Origin of the sequence: Adhaeribacter swui, from assembly GCF_014217805.1 — a bacterium.
Classification (GTDB): domain Bacteria; phylum Bacteroidota; class Bacteroidia; order Cytophagales; family Hymenobacteraceae; genus Adhaeribacter; species Adhaeribacter swui.
Map to the genome: position 1 here is coordinate 5,755,535 of NZ_CP055156.1, position 21,252 is coordinate 5,776,786.

Genomic DNA, 21,252 nt, shown 5'->3' on the forward strand with positions numbered 1-21,252 from the left:
AAACTATTCTACGCGTGGGCTGCCCCGCTGAAAGGAGTAGCGCCCGTTATTTGTCTGGCAATAATACACGCCGGCAGTACCAAGCCAAAGCCAACATCTTCTTTTAAAACCGTCCCCAAAATAATTGCCAATGGTAAGTATACATATTATTAACAAATATTAAAAGCCGCCAAAAGCCCGGTAAAATTTTTAAATTAACCTTTATTTTAGTTAGCGTCGCCGCTTTATTGCGCTCAGCTAAAATTAACCAGCCACCAGATACCCCAAAAATCAAGGCCTTCTTAATGGATGATAAAAATTTAAATTTTTAAGAAATTAAGAACTACTACGTATTTAACCCTTGCTGCCAGAATTTTAATTTTACACAGATTTTAGAAGTAAAGCATAAAATTTTTATACTAACCAGCTAAACTTAATGGCTGAAGCAAAATTAAAATTTTATTTAAATTATTATATTCTATAAAATTTAATTTATATTATACAATCTAGAGTTATAGCGAGGATTTAAGCCTTATGCCGCTTGCTTGTAAAATCAAAATTTTTAAAAATTTAAAATCCTGGATTAAACCACAAGATTATGAACATCTTGCAAAAACAGGTTTAAATTTAAATTCCTGATAGGCTTTGTAAAAATTGGTTGTTGCGGCAGTTGTACTTATTACCGGCGCTTTTTTCAAAAAACAGTGTTAGTAAAGAACAATTTCAAAACTATGCTTTCATATAAAATAGGAATATCCTGCTAAAGGGATTAACCAAACCTTTTTGGCTGGCCGAAGAATTTTATTGTTTTTTTAATTTTTACTCTTACCCATCTAACCTCAACTAATCTATGGATTTACCTTTAATCAAACCAACCTTGTTTTATTTACGCCAAAAGTATCCTTCTATCTTGGGGCTACTTACCGGTAAAATGTACCGCCTGCAGCTTGTCCGGGTATCGGCTTGTCTAGCATTAATTCTGGGAATAATGGGCTTTAGTTTTTCTCCGGCGCTGGCCCAGGAAGAACTGGTGGGCTTTACCTCCAACGGCGGTCCCGAAGGAAAAGGCACTTTGTTCTCGGTTAAAACCAATGGCTCTAATTATTCCATTATTAAAGGCTTTGCCGATTGGGGAAAAACGCCTTACGGCGGTTTGGTTAAAGGAGACGATGGCAACTTTTACGGCCTTACTTACGAGGGCGGCACCTACGATTTTTACGGCACTATTTTCCGGGTTACGCCTAAGGGCGAGGTAACTACTTTGCATCATTTTAATTATGGCACCGATGGAGCCTATCCGCGGGGCAGTCTGGTAAAAGGGCCCGATGGCAATTTTTACGGTCAAACCAGCGCCGGCGGATTAAACACTTACGGTACTATCTTTAAAATTACGCCAACTGGTACTTTTAGCGTTATTCATAATTTTAGTTACAATACCGGAGCTAAACCCAATGGTACTTTAGCCTTAGGTATAGACGGCAACTTTTACGGCATTACCTATAATGGCGGGACTTATAGCTACGGCGCTATTTTTAAAATTACTCCGGCGGGCAAATACACTGTCCTCCGGTCGTTAAACTCCACTACTGATGGCGGCAATTCTTATGGTAGCTTAACCCAAGGCAAAGACGGCGCACTATATGGCATGACTTACAGTGGCGGTACTTATAGCCAAGGCACTATTTTTAAAATTAGCACCAACGGCACTAACTTTAAAGTGCTTCGCCATTTGCAGGGTACCGATGGCGCTTACCCGGACCGTAATAGCTTAATGGCCGCCGCTGATGGTAACCTGTACGGGGTTATCCGCGGTGGCGGCACAAATGGCGTGGGCGTTATTTACAAACTAAGTACTGCCGGCAATTTTACCATTATTAAACACCTGGATTACCGCGCCGATGGCGGTCGGCCTTATGGTCATTTGATTCAGGGTCCGGATGGCATGCTTTACGGTAGCACCAGCCAAGGCGGTACGTTTGGCTACGGTACTGTTTTTAAAATGACGACTGCCGGTAAACTAACTGTACTTTATTCGCTGGATAACACGAAAGATGGCGGCTCTCCAACGGGTGCGCTTTACCGGAACACCGACGGCAACTTATACGGCTTAGCTTCTGATGGCGGAAAAAACTTTTTCGGTACTATTTTTAAAGTTACCCCTACGGGCACTTTTTCTGTATTAAATAGCTTTAACGGCGCAACGCAGGGCAACACCCTCAGCGGCAATATTGTGCGGGCGAAAGACAATGCTTATTACGGCACTACTTACATTGGGGGCACCACTAATCACGGCACCATTTTTAAAGTTTGCGGGGGAGTAACCACGGTGCTGCATCATTTTAATAAAAATACCGAAGGTGGTTGGCCTTTGGGCGGCTTGGTACAAGGAGCTGATGGTAACCTCTACGGCATGACATCAGAAGGAGGAAATTACAACGGGGGTACCATTTACCGCATTACCACCAACGGTTCATTTAAAGTACTATATCATTTTAATAGCGCTGTAGATGGATCAAACCCACATGGCGGTTTAATTCAGGGGAAAGATGGTAGCTTTTATGGCACGGCCAGATTAGGCGGACCTAACCGGGGAGGTACAATATTTAAAGTTACTTCCGCGGGAGCTTACAAGGTACTCTATAGTTTAAGCTACAGCCCCGATGGCAGATACCCCGAAGGAGATTTGGTACAAGGCCCCGACGGCAACTTATACGGTACGGCATCTGATGGCGGTACTTACGCTTACGGCACCATTTTTAAAATTTCGACTACCGGCACCAATTTCAAAGTTTTAAAACATTTAAACACCCTGGCCGATGGCAGTGCTCCTTTGGGCGGATTAACCCTGGGGAAAGATGGTAATTTTTACGGTACTACCAGCTCTGGCGGCAGCACCGCCTACGATGGCGCTATTTTCCGGATAACAGCGGCCGGGGATTATAAAGTTTTAAAACGCTTATCCGGCCCTATTGATGGAGAAACCCCGAAAGATAATTTAGTGCAAGCCAGCGACGGCAACTTCTACGGCATGACCAGCAAAGGCGGTAAAAACAATGCCGGTACTTTGTTCCGGATTACGCCGGCTGGATCTTACAGCGTAGTGCGGCATTTTAATATGGCTACCGATGGCGGTACTCCTTTCGGCAGCTTAATTGTACAGCAACCTAATCCGTTAGTAGCCAAAGCGCAAAGCATTACTACCGTAGAAGATAACGCTAAAGCAATTACCTTGGTGGGCACCGGCGGTTCGCCGCTCACCTACACCATTCGTTCTAACCCTAAAAACGGAACTTTAAGCGGCACCGGAGCTAACCGCACCTACACACCTAAAGCAAATTTTACCGGTAAAGATAGCTTTACTTTTACCGTAAGTGTAGGCTGTTTAGTTTCGGCGCCAGCTACCGTAACCATTACCGTTAGCCCCGTAAACGATGCCCCGGTATTGGCTACCATTGGTAATAAAACCGTAAGCAAAGGCGCTACTTTAACCTTTACCGCCACGGCCACCGATCCGGATGCCGGCCAAACTAAAACTTTTTCGCTGGTAGGGGCTCCAAGTGGCGCTACCATTCATGCTACTAGCGGGGTATTTACCTGGAAACCTACCGTTAGCGGCAGTTTTAAATTTAAAGTTAAAGTAACCGATAATGGCAGCCCGGCGCTTTCGGCAGAACAGGCAGTGACCGTAACGGTTACCAACCCGGTTAATCTGGTACGGATAAATACCGGGGGCGAGGCCGTAACTACCCCACTGGGCAACTTTGCGGCCGATGGGTATTTTACCGGCGCTACCAGTATTTCCACCACCACTGCCGATATAGCTGGCACTACCAACGACGCCTTGTACCAGGATAACCGGCGGGCTACTTCTAACGGCGGCAGCTTTAGCTACAACATTCCGGTTACCAACGGCACCTATCAGGTAAAACTGCACTTTGCCGAAACGTTCCACCCATTGCCTGGCTTGCGCAAATTTAACGTAACTGCCGAAGGAGCGACCTGGTTAACGAACTACGATATTGTGGCTGCTGCGGGTGGTACAAAAACAGCCGTTGTGGTTAGTAAAAACGTAACGGTGTCGGATGGAGTAGTAAATTTAAATTTTGTTTCTGTAGTGGATAAGGCTTGCGTTTCGGCGATAGAAATTTTACCAACAGGAACCTTAATAGCTTCTGAAATTAATAATGCGGCAAACCAAACAGTAGTTAGCAACCTGTATCCAAACCCGGCGGTAAATCAAATAACCGTTTCTTTAAACGAAAACACCACTACGTTTAGCGGTGTTATTACCGATAGCCAGGGAAATACCGTTAAAACTTTGAATGAACCGGTTACTAACAACCAGGTAGTACTGAATGTAGCCAATTTACAACCAGGCTTGTACCAATTACAGGTACCCTCAGAAACTGGTCTGCAGACTTACCGCTTCATTAAAAAATAACGAGATAGATTAAAATAAAAGAGAGCACCTGTAATTACAGGTGCTCTCTTTTATTTTTTAAATTTTTAAATAATTAAAATTTTTAAAAATTCATGCAGCCTGCTTTTTTAAGAAGCAGTAACAGCGTCAAATTTTTCGGTTAATAGATTATTAACTTTATCTACGGTTAAGGGTTTTATAATGTAAGGCGCAGAATAATCGTTGGCGCGCAGCGTATCCTGGGGGTGGGCCGACGTAGAAAGAATAGCAACAACCGTGTTTCGCTTTATCTTGTCGCCCAGTTTCTGGTTAAAAATTTCCAAAAATTCAAAGCCATCCATTACCGGCATATTTACGTCCAGTAAAATTAAATCAGGTTCAAAAAAATTAGGGTCGGCCGGATTGTAATCGCCATTATCTAATTTCTGAAGATAATCCAGAGCACTTTGTCCGGTCGAAAAAACCCGGATATTCTCAGTTACTTGCATCCGGTTTAATAATCGATGATTTAAAAAGTTGCTGGTTTCATTATCATCGATTAGCAATACTCCTTTTAACTTTCGCATAATTTAAAAACTAAAACACTTATTCGGAAAACCGGCTCGTAAACGTGAGCTTTTACCAAAAAAACCAGCAACCTCCGTTATAAATTTTTCTATATTTTATATTTAATTTATTTAAACAACCAAGTGCATTTATTGTATAGCCGAATCCTGTCCTGCATTTTAAGAAATATACTTATTACTAAATCTACTTGCCATACTTTTTTTGCAGTACTTTTTAGAAACCAAATAAAATAAGAATGTACAATCCTATAAAACAGCTCCTTCCGACTCCGTATTTACACCCGGTTTCTTAATGAGACTAATACGGAAAAATAAGGTAATTAGATTTGCCGTAAAAAAGTTTTTTTCAAATTAAGACGAGATAGAAAATGGCTGAACCAGAAAATAAAAAAGCACTTCCGGAATTAAACCCAAAAGTGCTTTTTTTAAAATTTTAATATTTTACTCGATGTAACCTTGCTCGCGCATCCAATCGTCGTTGTAAATTTTGGCCAGATAGCGGGTACCGTGGTCCGGTAAAATCACGACCAATACATCGTCCTCCGTCAGGTGTTCGCGGGCATATTCCAATGCGCCGTGTACCGCCGAGCCGCAAGACCAACCCACAAACAAACCTTCTTCTTTAGCCAAACGGCGGGTCATCAGGGCGCCGTCTTTGTCGGTAACTTTTATAAACTGATCAATTAAGCTAAAATCTACGTTTTTGGGCAGAATATCTTCGCCGATGCCTTCGGTTTTGTAAGGGTAAATTTCGTTCTCGTCGAAAAAACCGGTTTCCTTGTATTTTTTAAAAACCGAACCGTAGGTATCAATGCCAATGGCTTTTACAGCGGAGCTTTGTTCTTTTAAATATTTAGAAATACCGCAAATAGTGCCGCCAGTACCTACCCCGGTAGCCAGGCAAGTAACTTTGCCTTCGGTTTGCTCCCAAATTTCGGGACCAGTGGTTTCGTAATGGGCAGCGGTGTTCGATAAATTATCGTACTGGTTCGGGTAAAAGGAGTTCGGTATTTCGCGGTTCAGGCGTTTGGCTACGGAGTAATAAGAACGTTCGTCTTCGGGAGCCACGTTGGTAGGGCATACAATAACTTCGGCACCCACCGCCCGCAGAATATCCATTTTTTCTTTGCTCTGCTTATCGGTAAGGGTAAAAATACATTTATACCCCCGGGCAGTTGCCGCCAAGGCCAGCCCCATGCCGGTATTGCCCGAAGTACCTTCTATAATGGTACCGCCGGGTTGCAGAATACCAGCTTTTTCGGCGTCTTCAATCATTTTAAGGGCCATACGGTCTTTCACCGAATTGCCCGGGTTAAAATATTCTACTTTGGCAAGCACCGTGGCTTTTATACCTTCGGTTACTTTATTAAGCTTAACCAGCGGGGTGCGGCCAATTGCTTCCGTAATATGATTTAAGTACATGAATTGCGTATTTATCAGAATAAAAATCAGGCAACACCAGACTGATACCGGTTTACTGCCGTACAAAAGTAATTTATTTATTTTAATATAATAAACCACAAGCCGGGTTAGTTCAATTACTTTCTGGTGTTCCGGAATTAAAAAATTTTAAAATTTTCTAAAAAAAGAGGCAAGCCAAAAAGGGAACCTGGGGTTTAACTTTTTATTTAATTAAAAACCGGCGTAGGTCAAGGGTGGGTAAAATAATCAGGTAAATCCGGATTTCTGTTTGGAGCGGACTTAAAAAAAACTATTTTTGCAGCACCTATTGCATCCAACCCCATACCTTTTAATTAAACTTACTAACATGAGTGTTTTAGTAAATAAAGATTCAAGAGTGATTGTTCAGGGCTTTACCGGCTCCGAAGGTTCGTTTCATGCCCAACAAATGATTGAATACGGCACCAACGTAGTAGGCGGGGTAACTCCGGGTAAAGGCGGCAGCACCCACCTGGACCGGCCGGTTTTTAATACCGTTGCCGATGCTGTACGCGAAACCGGCGCCAACGTAACTATTATTTTTGTGCCACCGGCTTTTGCCGCCGACGCTATTATGGAAGCCGCCGATGCCGGTATTGGCGTTATAGTTACTATTACCGAAGGTATTCCTACCAAAGATATGATTTACGTGAAGGAGTATATCCGGGATAAACCGTTAACCTTAATCGGACCTAACTGCCCTGGCGTAATTACTCCCGGCGAAGCGAAAGTAGGCATTATGCCGGGCTTCGTGTTTGCTCCCGGCCGCATTGGCATTGTGTCTAAATCCGGTACCTTAACCTACGAAGCAGCCGACCAGATTGTAAAAGCAGGTTTAGGCATTTCTACGGCTATTGGTATTGGCGGCGACCCAATTATTGGTACCCCTACTAAAAACGCGGTAGAATTATTAATGAACGACCCCGACACCGACGCTATTGTAATGATTGGCGAAATTGGTGGTAACTACGAAGCTATGGCCTCGCAGTACATTAAAGAAACCGGCAACAAAAAACCGGTAGTAGGCTTTATTGCGGGACAAACGGCCCCGAAAGGCCGCCGGATGGGTCACGCGGGTGCTATTATTGGTGGCGCCGATGATACTGCCGAAGCTAAAATGCGTATTATGGCCGAATGCGGCATCCACGTAGTAAAATCGCCGGCCGATATTGGCGAAACTATGGCCAAAGTTTTAAAAGGCGAATCGATCGAAGCCTAAACCTGGATGTTAGATGCTAGATTTTAGATATTAGACTAAATTTTAATTTTTTTTTAAAAGAGATGCTCAAAAGGCATCTCTTTTTTTATGCCTTAGGCGCGAAAGAAACTAACCAGATTACTTTAGCTAAACCTTACAGCCGGTTTAGGGGTTTATATGGTAATTATAAAGAAATTGCAGAATTAAATAACGAATAAAACTATGCAAGATTTAACTGTAACCGGACTCGAAAAAAAGAGCAATCAGGAGTTAGCTACCAAGCTTAACGAACTCTTAGCAAACTACCATATTTATTACCAAAACGTACGTGGCTTCCACTGGAACATTAAAGGCAGCAACTTTTTTCAGTTGCACGCCAAATTTGAAGAACTGTATACCAATGCTTTAACCCGCATCGACGAAATTGCCGAGCGCATTTTAACTTTAGGTTATACCCCGCTTCATAGTTTTTCTGAGTTCATTAATAAATCGTCTATTAAAGAAAGCCAGAACCTTACCACCGACCGCGATACCGTAGGCACCACCATCGAAAACCTTACTTTACTCATTAAGTTAGAACGGGAAATTTTAAAACTAGCCGACGAAGGCGATGATGAAGGCACCGAAGGTTTAATCAGCGAAGACCTGAATGATAACGAAAAAAACTTGTGGATGCTAAACGCTTTCCTGAATGGCTAAGCATAATTTTAAAATTAAAAAAGCGGGAGATTGCTCTGCCGCTTTTTTGTTTTTACCTATCAGGGTTGCCTAATTAGCACCTTCATAAAAGATTAAATTTTAAAATCTTATAAATTCCAGCCCTACACTTTAAATTCAAAGTTCCGGTAATTATTGCACCACTACTTTCTTACTAAAAAAATGCCCGTTACCCGACACGGAAAGTAAGAATACCCCCGCCGGGAAATGCGGCCCCTTTAGTAATTGCAAAGTATGCTGGGCTTTTTCGGCTACTACTTTACCCAGATAATAACGTTGGCCTACCATGTCCGTTAACTGCACTTCGTAGGTTGTGCCGGGATTACCGGAAATGGAAATATTTAAAAATTCTTCCGTGGGGTTCGGATATACCGACACGGCAAAAACGGTATTCTCGTTTAAATTAACCGCCACTACTTCGGAGTAGGTAGTTTGCCCGGCAGCATTGGTTACTTTTAGCCGGTAGTACGATAATCCCGGATACGGTTGTTTATCCTGGGTCTGATACGTATTTACCTGCTGGTTAGCACCAGTTCCGTTAAGAGTTGCTACAGCTTCGTAGTGCCTTAAATCCCGGGATTTTTTGATGGTAAACGTGGTTCCGGCGGTTTCGTGCGAGGTTTTCCAGTGTAAATCTACCCTGCTTTGGTTTACCGTAGCCGAAAATTGTAAAACCCCGATGGGTAACGGAGAATTATTTCCGGACAATGTCCAGGGTGAAAAATTGGTAACATCGGGCACCGTAGCTGAATACAAGGTACTGCTTTGGCCGGGCAGTGGTATATCCCAGATTTGGCGGGCGGCATTCCAGCGTTGGGCTTGCAGGAGCGTTACCTCGCCTACTTCCTCGGGGCTAGCGGTAAAAGTAAGCGTGGCCGTACCATCGGCACCATCCTTATCGATTTGCCAGAAACGGTCTACGGTGTTAGCGCTGTTGTCTTTGCCATCCCAGCCGTTTACATTGGTTACCCGATCGGGAGTAGTAGGATAAGGCTGGTTCGCCGGGTTTGTAGCGTAGGTAGCTACGGTTACATTGCCCACATTGCCCGCCGTTAAGTTAAAAGTAAACGGAATATAAGCCCCCGAACCATTACCAAACGGAAAAACGTGCGCACCCCGAGTATCAGCTATATTCCAGATTACTTTACCGGCATTATTGGTTTGTTCGCTTACCAAATACCCATTGGTGCGCGTAATGGCGGCAGTGGCGCTGTTGTTAATGGTTAAAGACCAGCCGTTTAAATACAAAGGCCCTTGGCTTAAGGTTAGTGTACCCGTTGTGGCATGTTGTTGCAAAGACAATCCGGCGGCATTGTTCAGAGTAATATTTTCAAAAATGGTTGGCGCAGAACCCGCTATAGCTTGCCCGGTAACACCGTTAAAAATAACCTGTCCCAGGCCGTTGCGGTTAATAAATACATTGTTGGCGGCATTATTAATTAAATTACCCGACAAAGTAATGGTACCATCGTTATTTATGGTGCCGCTAGTGTTATTGGCGGTGGCGTTGGTTATATGCCCGTTATTGCCCGTAACGTTAAAAAAAGCGCCGGTTCCTACCACAATCCTACCGCCGTTATTAACAATGCCTTGCGCCTGCGCAACAACCGGGAATAAAAACGAAAGAAGTAATTGGATAATTTTCATAAATCTGTACTTTGGTAAAATCTTAAAATTTAAAATTTTTAAGTACAGACTTAGTCGTCCATTCTTCGCCAGTTGGTACCATCCGATATGATCTCGACAGCCGCGCCCATTGCTAGGGAATTGGCTGTTGAGCCACCGTACCCGATAATAACACCCGGAGAAATGGTAAGCGCTCCATTACCGTGGTTAATTATACGATAGATTCTTCCGGTACACGTGTTTGCTGCTGGTAAATTCCAGGTGGCCGTTCCATTTGTTGTATTTATTACAACATGGTCGTTAGCAGCTAATGTTACAGAACCAGCGGCAGTTCTTACAGCCATAGTTAAGGAACCATTAACTGATAGCGTAGAATTAGGAGTAGTAGTTCCAATAGCTACGTTACCAGCTGTTGTAATTCGCATTTTTTCGGTGCCCGATGTAATTAAAGGTAAATCAAAAGCGGAGGTGGTACCCAAATTACTTACTGCACCTACGGAGTTTCCTCCTAATGCCCAGGTAGTGGACGCATTGGGTGCAACCCACACAGGCGAATTATTAGCCCCCGCTGATTGTAAAACCTGGCCTGCAGTACCCGCATTGTTACCAGGCATAAAGGCACCAGTAAGCCGCATATTACCTGTAACTTCTAATTTCTGGGAAGGAGCTATCACACCAATACCCACATTGCCTGCCGGTGTAATAATCATTCGCGTAACTGCACCACCTGATGTTGATTCGGCATTAACGAGTGAACTAAGGCTGGCATCATTAAAAGATTGAAAACGGATTTCCTCAGCTACCATTCGAATCCGATCCGGGCCATATGTAGTCGTATTATCATTACCCACATAAAAAAGCATTTCCTGCTGTTCGCTGTTATTTACGGGCCTTACTTCTATAATCCCATCCGGGTCACCTGCACCACCACTCAAAGTAGTACCATCAAAAGCCAGGCGTCTGGTCCCGCCATTGGGACCTGTTATTCTGATATTTCCGTTAACTTCTAATTTTTCCGATGGTGCTGTTAATCCAATACCTACATTACCATCTGATTGAATCCGCATTTTCTCTGTATTGTTGGTGATAAATGGCAAATCAAATGCAGTGGTGGTACCTAAAGTATTTAAGGCCGCTACGCTGTTACCGCCTAAAGCCCAACTGGAAGACGCTCCCGCCGTTACCCAAACTGGCGAAGCATTTTCACCCGCCGATTGCAATACTTGTCCGGCAGTGCCGGCAGTGCCGTTGGGCATAAAAGCACCGGTTAATTTAAAATTTCCTAATACATCTAATTTTTGTGCTGGCGTAGTAACGCCTAATCCCAAATTACGATTAGCCGTAATCCGCATGGCTTCATTAGCCGGGGCCGTTCCCCCAGTCAGGAAGATCATATCTTTCGTGGCATTGTTATTTACTAGTAAAAAGTCTTGCCCGGCCGAAAGTAAATACCCATCGTTTGCCTTACCAGTAATAATGGGATTACCTGTTTGATATACGTAATTAGAGCCATTAATCCCCATGTTTATAAAGTTTGTGGTTTCAGTTCCATTGTTGGCGGTAGCTACCACATCGGAGCTGGCTTGATTACCCGTTGATGTATTTTGAATATTAGTTTGAAAGTAAGAGTTTATACTTCCACGTGCCACAATGGCATTTACTGAAGTGGTTGTACCCGCATTTACCAGTAATTTTTCGGGGTTGGCTCCATTAAAAGTATTAACGCCAATTCCTACATTACCTGCAGCCGATATCCGCATTTTTTCTATATTGTTGGTAATAAAAGGCAAGTCAAAATTGCTGATTGTACCCAAAGTTCGGATACCCGTTAGGTTATTTCCTCCGAGTGCCCAATTAACAGAACTACTGGTGGTATTAGGATCGACCCACACTGGTGGGGCATTAACACCAGCCGATTGTAATACAAAGCCAGCTGTACCAGGTTGGTTATTAGGCATAAAGGCACCCGTTAATTTCAAATTACCAGTTACATCTACTCTTTCGGTGGGCGTATCGGTGTTTATACCCACATTGCCTTCCGGAGTTATAATCATGCGGGTATTTACCCCTGTTTGGGTTTCGGCATTAGCAATACTGCTGGCCCCGGCATCATTAAAATTCTGAAAACGTATTTCTTCTGCCACCATCCGGATGCGGTCAGGGCCATAAGTGGTAGTATTATCGTTGCCCACGTAAAAGAGCATTTCTTGCTGCTCATTTGTATTTACCGGTCTTAATTCGATAATTCCGTCGGGGTCGCCGCCGCCGCCCCCTAAAGTTGTGCCGGCAAAAGCAATGCGCCTGGTTCCCGAACTTACCCCGGTTAACCGCATATTGCCATTTATTTCTAATCGTTCGGTAGGTGTTGTTAACCCTATACCCACATTACCACCAGCCTGAATCCGCATTTTTTCGGAATTATTGGTGATAAACGGAAGATCATGGTTTGAAATAGTACCTAAGTTCCGGATGCCTGGCGTAGCCGGCAACGTGTTTCCTCCCAAAGCCCAGTTCAAAGAGCTGGTAGCGGTACTCAGATCGGCCCAAACCGGGGCAGTAGCATTGCCCGTTGATTGCAGCACTTGTCCGGAAGTGCCGGCATTGCCCCCCGGCAGTAAAGTACCTGAAAATCTTAAATTACCGGCTACATCTAATTTCTGAGTTGGCGTCGTAACACCAATACCGAAATTACCCGCACTATTTACCACATTAATTGCTGTGCCAGATGCGTTTAGCCATTCGGTTAGGTTAGCAGTTTGATTAACAGAGTTTCCCTGAATAGATAATGGAATACTAGCATCCCGGGCTCCTTTTACTAAAACCCCCCTGTTAGCGTTGGTACCAGTTCCGCCTGTTGAAAAATTTGGAAAAACTGCTGATTGGCGATCTCCTGTTAAAATAGTTGTCCAGAAAGAACCCATTTGTAAAGCTTGACCTCCACCACCTTGCCAGAAAATATCTCCCCCATCACCACCAATCCGGAAGTTACCTTGGTTAGCAGTATTTGAAAATATTAGTTGCGCGAGGTCGGTAGCAGCAGTACCGGTGCGGCGGATTTCCAAGTTGTTGCTTACAACCATTTGGTTTCTCGGGTTAGTTACACCTACGCCCACAAAACCTGAATTATAGTATATATTGTTTGTTCCAGTTTCCAATGACCAGCGACTGCCACTACCTGAAACAATAGGCGTCCAAGTGGTACCGGTATAATAATAAAAGCCCGGTGCCGTGCCATTAGTTTGGTAAACAAGTAATCCCTGAGCCGGATTAACAATGTTAGTTCGTTGTAATTCCGTTACCCGGGGTACCAGCATCCCTTTAGAAGTAGAATAAACATCTAAAACTGCCGAAGCATCGGGGGTACGCGCCTCATCACTTATTCCTGTATTTTGCGCTAACAGCATTTTGCCACTTATTAGCAGCGGTAACAATAAACCAAGTTTAAGTTTAATAAAATTCATAATAACCAATGCGTAAGTATAAGGAGTATGTATAAGTTTGATTTAGATACAAAACTTAAGAGCGGAGTTGATAAAAGGGAAATTAATACCTTAAGTTGATTAACCTACTATCATTATTTTAAAAGTATAGTAATCGGGCAAAGTATAATCATCAAAATTAAATCATCGACTAATAAGAGCAATTAAATAATTATTGTTGTTTTGCCCACCTGGGTATTGCTTTAATTTAAAGATTGGCTTCAAATAATTACTAATGTTTTTAAAGAATGTAATTAGTTTAAGTTTATAATATTTAAAACTTCAAATACACTATTTACAAGTGCAGAAGATTTACTTCGGCTAAATTGTTATACCAATTATGGGCATGCCTTATTGATTTTTAACAAGAATGATTTTTAATTTAGAATTATACGAATAACTAGAGTAAAAGTGGTTTAAGTTAGCGTTAAGCAAATAAAATTTTTATTTATACATCAGGTAAATCTAAATATTTAATCTTAAATTTATATTACATTCCTCCAAGCAAAGCCATTTGCTAGTTCTTATCCTATGTTCCTGAAAATTTTAGCAGGTTCTACGTTTATTTAAGATTGTACTTCAAATTTAAAAAATTATTGGGGTCGCCTTCTTCTTCGTAAATCAACACGATTGATTTTTTAAAATAAGGTCTTTTTATGAAAACTAAGTTTAATATAGCCCAACTTAGGCGTGTTATACATAGTAAGACTATGTAGCTTTGTAGGTACACAAATGCTTTTAGTTGTTGTTAAACTCTTATTATTAGGATTACCATGTCAGAACTTTACTTTTTTAAAAACCGGAATTTTAAAACTAGATTTCCGCTTATTGGCCGCTTTGTTTTTTTAATGCTGCTACTTGGCCAGGGGCAGTACTCCTGGGCACAATGGACCCGCCAGCAAAAAGCCAATCATACGCGTGCCGAAATGGTGAATGTATTGTACCAAGATAAAATGTATTCTTTTGGAGGTATTGGCACCTGGCCCATCGTAGAACCAATTCCGGAAGTATACGATCCGGCCCGGAATAAGTGGAAATCCTTAGCGTCCATGCCTGCCGGCAAAACGGTAACACACCAAGGCATTGTGGTAGTAGATAATAAAATATGGCACATTGGTGGCCGTCTAGATAATACCCTAGGCCCGCTCACCAGTGAAGTCTGGATCTATGATGTTAATCGTAACAGTTGGGCAAAAGGACCAGAGCTGAAAGACCCAGCCACCGGTAAACCCATTCCCTGGGGGGGGGGCGGCGCGGCGCTCATCGGGCGTACCATTCACTTGGTTGGCGGGTTTATTTATACATCCTGTAAAAGCGACCAGGACCAATATCACTTTACCCTTAACGTAGATAAATGGTTAGCCAACCCGCGACAGACTACCTGGGAAAACAAGCTTACGCCTATGCCCATCAAACGCAATCATTTCAGTACGATTGTATTTAATGGCAAAATGTATGTACTCGGCGGGCAGTTTGGGCACGATTGCGGAGGCGGTCAGGACCAAAAATATTCGCACGTGTATAACCCCTTAACCGATAAATGGACCCGCTTAACCGATTTACCAATGGTTCGCTCGCACTGCGAAGCTAGTACTTTTGTGGCCGACGGAAAAATTTACATGGTGGGCGGCGATGGTGGTCCTAATAAAGTTACCCGGTTTAATCCGGAAACAAACAGCGGCCGGGGTTCCTGGACCGAGCTACCGGCCTTAACTTTACCGCGGGCTTTAACTGCTACTTCGGCCAAAGTAATTGGTAATAAATTAATACTGGCCGGTGGTCGGCCATATAACAAACACTTGCCACTTCTGGATACTTATAGTGCACCATTCCCCCGCCGCACAACTTACAAATTAGACTTTCTGGAAAATTGCTTTAGCCGCACGGTAGCCGCTGATGAGCCGGTAAAAATTAAAAATTTATTATTTACCATGGAGGGAGAAAAAAATTACCGCTTAACTTCCAATGCTGCCTGGCTTAAAATTACTTCCCGCACTACTGGTCGGGCTTTACCTACTGGCACTTACGTAGAAGCCACCATTCAGGCAACTGGTTTAGCGGCTGGCTCTTACCAGGCCACCATTACTGCCGAGGGAGTTAAAGAAGGGAGAACTTTTACCAAAGCTAGTTTTTGCGTTAACTTAAAAGTAACAAAAGGTTCTTCGGTATTAACTATCAAGCAAACGGGCAATGGGTCGGTTACTAAATCGCCGGATAAAGCAACTTATAAAAATGGCGAAAAAGTGAAATTAACGGCTAAAGCGGCCAGCGGCTACACTTTTGCGAATTGGTCCGGCGATGCTTCTGGTACTAAAAACCCGGTGTATATAACCATTAAAGGAAACCAAAAGATTACGGCTAATTTCCGCCGCAAAGCCCCTGAATTAGCTACCGTACGCATTAACGCCGGCGGTGCCACACAAACCGTTAACAACATTACATGGCGCGGTTGCCCTACGGGCAAAAATTGTAAAAACTACGTAGAGGGGGGTTATGCCCGAAAAGTAAATCCGGGAAATACCATAATGGGCGCGGATTATAACAGCTTAAACCAAGCAATGTATCAAACCGAATGGACCAGTACCCGAACCGGGCCAGGCCGGAATAATTATTTTATTTACCGCGTACCAGTAAAAAATGGCAAATACCTGGTGCAGCTTTTCTTTGTTGAATCAGATAAAAACGGCTCGAACCAACGCGAATTTGATGTGCGCATCGAAGGCGACGTAGTACTACCTAATTTTGATATTTATGCGGCAGCCAGCGGTAAAAACCGGGCCATTGTTCGTAGTTTTCCGGTAACAGTTACCGATGGCTCCGTGCGCATTGATTTTATTAATCGGATTGACAAAGCCAAAGTAAATGCCATTGCCATTGTGCCTTACAAAAATGCCGAGTTAAATAAAGAACCCGTAGCTAAAGCCGGGAATAGCCGAACCGTAACAGCCAACGCATCGGGCTATGCCCCCGTAACGTTAAACGGCTCAGAATCTTATGATAAAGATGGTTACCTGGTTTTACACCAATGGTATTTGAACGATAAATTCTTGGGCAATGGCGTTACTTACCCGGTAAACTTAAAGGTAGGCACCCACCAGGTTAAACTTTTGGTAAAAGATAATGCCCGGGCTATTCACACCGTTACCACTACCATCCGGGTAAAAGCGGCTGCCCAATCCATTAAACCCGATACAATCACCACGATTGTTTACCAGGAACTTAGAACAGCAGAACCTACAACCCACGACTCTACTGCCCGGCAATTGCCTGGCCAGGAAACAGGTTTAGCTGTTCACGTTTATCCTAATCCGGGTACATTCGGCGATAAAACTACATTGGAATTAAGCCATGCTGCTCCGCAGGAAGAAATTACGGTAAGCCTGTACGATATAACCGGCAAGCTTATTCAAACTGATATTTTAAAACCAGATGATTATGGTGTGGCGCGTTTGGATTATCTGCTTACCGATAAGTTTAGTGCAGGCACTTACTTAATCCGGGCTGTGAGTAAAAGTGGTGCAACGCAAACCAGACTGTTAGTCCGGTAAGTCATCCGTTTTCTTTTTAGAATTTAAAAATGACCCTTGTCGCTGCTCTGGTCAGAGGACAAGGGTCATTTTTTAAAATTTTGTATTTTAGGAATTTAGCTTTGCGGGAGATTTCATAAAAAATCCGGCAATAAACTTCTTCAACAAGTATTAACTTTAAAACAAGTACATCTACTATGGCGCGGATTTACTTCCGTGCCTTACTGGTTAATGCACAACAGTTAAAATTCTCGTTCGCACAGTTAGCTGTGTTGCTTTGATTTCTAAGAAGCTGTTTAGCATTTTGAAATCTACTAATTAAAAGAACCAATTAGAAGCTTTTAGGAGCAGTATTTTGTGGAGCTATCCCGTTTTGGTGATGGAGACACCCCCTAAGGCGAAGGTTGCCTCTTTTTTATAAATACGAAACAGGTTCTAAGTAAAGTTGTTTGATTGCTGAGGTTGTGTTCTTTTTATCTTGCCCCAAAGTAACAGGGCCCCACCCCAGAATCAACGAAAAGCAAGGCGCTTAAAACTCGCGGAACAACAGAACAGGTTAGCGTCAACACATGCACCTGGCTCAGGCTATCAGTTGCATAGTTGGTTGATAATTATTTTCTACAGCAGGAACGAGTGCTTGTTGCATAGTAGGCCGGGGTTTATTTTCCTACAGTAAATTTTAAATTTCCTTTCGTTTTAGTGCTTATATTATGCTCCAATTAAGTTCAAAATAAGATACTTATGAAACCAACCAGCTTAACTTTATTAATAAGTGGATTATTCCTTTCAATTTTAGGCAATGGTTGTGTTCGTCAGAAAACTGCTGCTTCCGGAAATACGGGTAGTGCGCCGGTTACTGCGGTAGCCGTTAACAGCCCACCCGAAGAACACGCCCAATTGAGCGGCACCTGGGAGTACACCATGACCAACGACCAACAAGAACCGGTTAGCGGACTATTAACCATTCAGCGGGGAGGGGCGGCGGGTTATACCGGATCGATTACGTTAAACGGGTTTCGGTCTGAGAACGAAATGGCCATTAAGAAAGCCCAACTCAACGGCGCTAATTTTATCTACGAAGGCGAAGTTATCACCCCGGAAGGCAACATTCCTTTCACCTTAATCGGCACCATTCACGGCCGCAACATGACCGGCCAAAATACCGTGGTTTACCGCAGCCAACCCGTTTTATGGCAAGTAAAAGCTACCCGTAAATAGGTGGATTTTAGATTTTAGATTTTAGATGTTAGATATTGGATGTTAGACTAAAATAAAAGATATATATATTTTGACGGATCTCAATGAACTATATTATTGAAGTTAGTAAGCATCTTTTTTATAATCTAAGATCCAACATCCAAATTAAAGCCACTTTTTGCGTTTAAAATACCATAAGAAGGTTAGCGATGAAATAACCATTAAGGCCAGCGCAAAGGGGTAACCAGCTTGCCAGGCTAGTTCGGGCATAAATTTAAAATTCATACCGTAAATGCTCGCGATAAGAGTGGGCGGCATAAACACCACAGTAACTACCGTAAAAATTTTAATTACCTGGTTTTGCTCAATATTCACCAAACCCAGAAACGTATTCTGCAAGTATTCCAGTCGTTCGAAGCTAAACTGGGTGTGTTGCAGCAGTGAGTTAATATCTTTAATTACAATGCGTAAACGTTCTTTTTCCGGCTCCTCCACCTGAAAACTCTTCAGCATCGACGAAACCAGGCGTTGCTTATCCACGATACTTTCCCGGATTAAAATGGTATTTTCCTGTAACTCGGTAATGCGCAACAGGTTTTCTTCCTGAATAGATTTTTCCTTAACTAACTTTCTACTAACGGTATTGGTGGTGCGGGTCAGGTATTCGATAAAGTCGGCGTCGTGGTCAATTTGGGTTTCCAGGATCAGTAGCCAGATTTGAATGGCTTTGGTAGTGGTGCCTTTTTTAAAAGTTTTTATTTTTCTTACGGTTTCGGCAAAAGATTTTAAATCGGCCCGGCGCAAGGTAAACAGTAAATCATCTTTTAAAATAAAGGAAACTTGCCGGGTAGTATACGACGCTCCTTCGTACACCACAAAAGCGCTATTGGCCTCAAAACCACTGCTATCTTCAAAGTAACGCGAACTACTTTCAATTTCGGCGGCTTCCTGGGCGGTAAAAAACTCAATACCAAAATGTTTTTCTACCTGTTTCATTTCTTCCGCCGAAGGCGATTGCAAGTCCACCCAAACAATTTCTTTCTCGCCATCGGGCAAAAAATTTGTTGGATTTTTCTCCCAATGCAATTCGTTGTCCTGAATGTAAAAGCTTCTGATCATAACCCGCGTGTGCTCGTAAAAAGGCAATTTTAAAGGCAGATTGTCCGTTTATTGCCTCTCGTAAAATTTACATTAAAATTCTGGTGGGCCGAAAGTCTTATGGCCCCGGTAACCGCCAGAAATCTGCCGCAAACTTATTTAATTTTAAGCTAACATTGCCATGTAACCGCTAAAATTACCCGGATTTAACTACAAATAAAGTAAAATTACTATTTACCGCTGCACAAATAGAATGAATTGGCACGGTACTGATAAATGTAAATAAGCGCTCAGTACCGGATATAAGTTTTTAGCTATTTTAAATTACGCAACAACAGTTTTTTTAAAAATTCCGGATTTATGAATTTACCTGTTTTCTGATGGTGCGTAAGGCGGCTATTTTGTGCGTGTTTAACTATTCCTGCAGGTTAATTTTTTAAATTTTTTCTATTCTAGGGGCCGCCTTTGGTTTGGCTTATTTCCTTCCCGAAAAATTACTGTATCTTTCCTTTACAATTTAGCCCTGTTTGGGGGCACGTACTTATGGCAGAAAATTCAACGGGTTTTAAACGAGAAATTAAATTATTCGACGCAGTAATGATTGTAACCGGCGGCATGATTGGCTCCGGTATTTTTATTGTAAGCGCTGATATTGCCCGCCTGGTAGGGTCGGCGGGTTGGCTGCTGGCCGTGTGGCTGTTGGCTGGTTTTATTACCATTATTGCGGCCCTGAGTTACGGAGAGCTTTCGGCGATGTTCCCGAACGTGGGCGGGCAGTACGTGTATTTGCGCGAAGCTTACAACAAAATGGTGGCTTTTCTGTACGGCTGGACACTTTTTCTGGTCATTCAGACCGGCGTTATTGCGGCCGTAGCGATGGCTTTTGCCCGATTTACCGGCGTGTTTTTGCCCTGGTTTTCCGAAGCGAATGTGTTGTTCACCGTAGGCGGCTTTCCGTTTACCACGGTGCAATTATTAGCCGTGGGCGTTTTGCTGTTATTAAATTTTATAAACGCCAGCGGCGTAAAAAGCGGTAAATGGATTGCCAATATCTTCAGTAGTACTAAAATTCTGGCTTTGCTGGCTTTAATCGTGTTGGGCATTGCTTTTGGGATGGATGCCAACGTGGTACAAACCAATTTTGCCAATTTGTGGCAAGCCAACCAGGTAACAGCTGCCGCCCCCAATCCTTTGCCGCTGGGCGGTTCGGGTTTATTAATTGCCATAGGTTTAGCCATGATTGGTTCTATGTTTTCGAGCGATTGCTGGAACGTTATTGGTTTTTCGGGCGACGAAATTGTGAACCCCAAGCGCACCATTGTGCTGAGCATGGTTATCGGAACTATTATTGTAACGGTGCTTTACGTGTTAGTAAACGTGGTTTATCTATTGGTGCTGCCCCTGCAAGGTTCGCCCGAAGGTACCAGCGTATTAAGCCGCGGCATTCAGTTTGCTGCCGACGACCGGGTGGGTACTGCCGTAGCCGAAGCCGTTGGTGGCCCGAAAGCTACTTTGTTTATTGCTTTTTTAATTATGGTATCCACTTTTGGCTGTATTAATACGGTAATGCTCTCCGGGGCGCGCGTGTATTACACCATTGCCCGTGACGGTTTGTTTTTTCCGCAGTTGGCCCGTTTAAATAAAAACGGCGTACCGGCAGTAGCCTTGTATTGCCAAACGGCCTGGGCGTGTTTGCTCTGCGTTTCGGGTAAGTACGGCGATATGTTAAACTACGTGATGTTTGCGGTACTGCTGTTTTATATTATTACCATAATTGGCATTTTTGTTTTGCGCCGCACCCAACCTGAGCGGCCACGGCCATACCGGGCATTGGGTTACCCCATTCTGCCGGCGCTCTACGTAATTCTTACTTCGGGTATTTGTTTGGTTTTACTGCTTTTTCAACCGGCTTACGCGGGTGCGGGCCTTATTCTGGTAGCGCTGGGAATTCCGGTGTATTATGTTTTCCGGAAACAGTTTAAAGAAGTACCGGTTGCCAACTAAA

11 protein-coding genes and 1 pseudogene are annotated in these 21,252 nt (G+C 43.2%); 6 read left to right on the forward strand and 6 right to left on the reverse strand.

From position 1 onward, the window contains the following. Positions 1-8: 8 nt before the first annotated feature. A complete protein-coding gene (locus HUW51_RS24815; RefSeq protein WP_262891306.1) occupies positions 9-131 on the reverse strand; it encodes a hypothetical protein in 123 nt (40 codons plus the stop codon). Positions 132-829: 698 nt separating this feature from the next. On the opposite strand from HUW51_RS24815, the gene HUW51_RS23765 reads away from it, so the two are divergent. Continuing rightward, positions 830-4,420, forward strand: coding sequence for a choice-of-anchor tandem repeat GloVer-containing protein (locus tag HUW51_RS23765; RefSeq protein WP_185272065.1), 3,591 nt, complete (start codon positions 830-832; stop codon positions 4,418-4,420). A gap of 107 nt (positions 4,421-4,527) precedes the next feature. Here the strand turns inward: HUW51_RS23765 and HUW51_RS23770 are convergent, their stop codons facing one another. Both HUW51_RS23770 and HUW51_RS23775 read right to left on the reverse strand, forming a co-directional pair. Beyond that, entirely contained in the window at positions 4,528-4,965 is a 438-nt protein-coding gene (locus HUW51_RS23770; protein ID WP_185272066.1) for a response regulator, read from the reverse strand. A gap of 444 nt (positions 4,966-5,409) precedes the next feature. Further along, positions 5,410-6,387: pseudogene (locus tag HUW51_RS23775) on the reverse strand (PLP-dependent cysteine synthase family protein); the annotation flags it as partial. Between the two features lie 346 nt (positions 6,388-6,733). Here HUW51_RS23775 and sucD point away from each other — a divergent pair. Together sucD and HUW51_RS23785 are read left to right on the forward strand one after the other, a co-directional pair. Then, on the forward strand, positions 6,734-7,624 hold the full coding sequence (gene sucD, locus HUW51_RS23780) for a succinate--CoA ligase subunit alpha (RefSeq protein ID WP_185272068.1): 891 nt from the start codon (positions 6,734-6,736) through the stop codon (positions 7,622-7,624). Between the two features lie 201 nt (positions 7,625-7,825). After that, positions 7,826-8,302 carry a Dps family protein gene (locus HUW51_RS23785; RefSeq protein ID WP_185272069.1) on the forward strand — a complete coding sequence of 159 codons (477 nt, stop codon included), beginning with the start codon at positions 7,826-7,828 and terminating at the stop codon, positions 8,300-8,302. 150 nt (positions 8,303-8,452) lie between these two features. On the opposite strand, the gene HUW51_RS23790 is transcribed toward HUW51_RS23785, so the two are convergent. Together HUW51_RS23790 and HUW51_RS23795 are read right to left on the reverse strand one after the other, a co-directional pair. After that, positions 8,453-9,967 carry a T9SS type A sorting domain-containing protein gene (locus HUW51_RS23790; RefSeq protein WP_185272070.1) on the reverse strand — a complete coding sequence of 505 codons (1,515 nt, stop codon included), beginning with the start codon at positions 9,965-9,967 and terminating at the stop codon, positions 8,453-8,455. Between the two features lie 50 nt (positions 9,968-10,017). Beyond that, positions 10,018-13,407, reverse strand: coding sequence for a beta strand repeat-containing protein (locus HUW51_RS23795; RefSeq protein ID WP_185272071.1), 3,390 nt, complete (start codon positions 13,405-13,407; stop codon positions 10,018-10,020). A 791-nt stretch (positions 13,408-14,198) separates the two neighbouring features. Here HUW51_RS23795 and HUW51_RS23800 point away from each other — a divergent pair. Both HUW51_RS23800 and HUW51_RS23805 read left to right on the forward strand, forming a co-directional pair. Then, positions 14,199-16,973 (forward strand): Kelch repeat-containing protein, encoded by a 2,775-nt coding sequence (locus HUW51_RS23800; RefSeq protein WP_185272072.1) that lies wholly within the window; start codon positions 14,199-14,201, stop codon positions 16,971-16,973. Positions 16,974-17,693: 720 nt separating this feature from the next. Next, the gene (locus HUW51_RS23805) at positions 17,694-18,170 is read left to right on the forward strand and encodes a hypothetical protein (RefSeq protein ID WP_185272073.1); all 477 of its coding nucleotides are present in this window, start codon (positions 17,694-17,696) and stop codon (positions 18,168-18,170) included. 144 nt (positions 18,171-18,314) lie between these two features. On the opposite strand, the gene corA is transcribed toward HUW51_RS23805, so the two are convergent. Then, on the reverse strand, positions 18,315-19,268 hold the full coding sequence (gene corA, locus HUW51_RS23810) for a magnesium/cobalt transporter CorA (protein WP_185272074.1): 954 nt from the start codon (positions 19,266-19,268) through the stop codon (positions 18,315-18,317). Positions 19,269-19,790: 522 nt separating this feature from the next. Here corA and HUW51_RS23815 point away from each other — a divergent pair. Next, complete coding sequence (locus HUW51_RS23815) at positions 19,791-21,251, forward strand: APC family permease (RefSeq protein ID WP_185272075.1); 1,461 nt, start codon at positions 19,791-19,793, stop codon at positions 21,249-21,251. Position 21,252: the final 1 nt, after the last annotated feature.

Coding starts and splice junctions, on each gene's coding strand:
- corA (WP_185272074.1), bottom strand. CDS start 19,268: ATGATCAGAAGCTTTTACATTCAGGACAACGAATTGCATTGGGAGAAA.
- sucD (WP_185272068.1), top strand. CDS start 6,734: ATGAGTGTTTTAGTAAATAAAGATTCAAGAGTGATTGTTCAGGGCTTT.
- HUW51_RS23790 (WP_185272070.1), bottom strand. CDS start 9,967: ATGAAAATTATCCAATTACTTCTTTCGTTTTTATTCCCGGTTGTTGCG.
- HUW51_RS23795 (WP_185272071.1), bottom strand. CDS start 13,407: ATGAATTTTATTAAACTTAAACTTGGTTTATTGTTACCGCTGCTAATA.
- HUW51_RS23800 (WP_185272072.1), top strand. CDS start 14,199: ATGTCAGAACTTTACTTTTTTAAAAACCGGAATTTTAAAACTAGATTT.
- HUW51_RS23770 (WP_185272066.1), bottom strand. CDS start 4,965: ATGCGAAAGTTAAAAGGAGTATTGCTAATCGATGATAATGAAACCAGC.
- HUW51_RS23805 (WP_185272073.1), top strand. CDS start 17,694: ATGAAACCAACCAGCTTAACTTTATTAATAAGTGGATTATTCCTTTCA.
- HUW51_RS23815 (WP_185272075.1), top strand. CDS start 19,791: ATGGCAGAAAATTCAACGGGTTTTAAACGAGAAATTAAATTATTCGAC.
- HUW51_RS23785 (WP_185272069.1), top strand. CDS start 7,826: ATGCAAGATTTAACTGTAACCGGACTCGAAAAAAAGAGCAATCAGGAG.
- HUW51_RS23765 (WP_185272065.1), top strand. CDS start 830: ATGGATTTACCTTTAATCAAACCAACCTTGTTTTATTTACGCCAAAAG.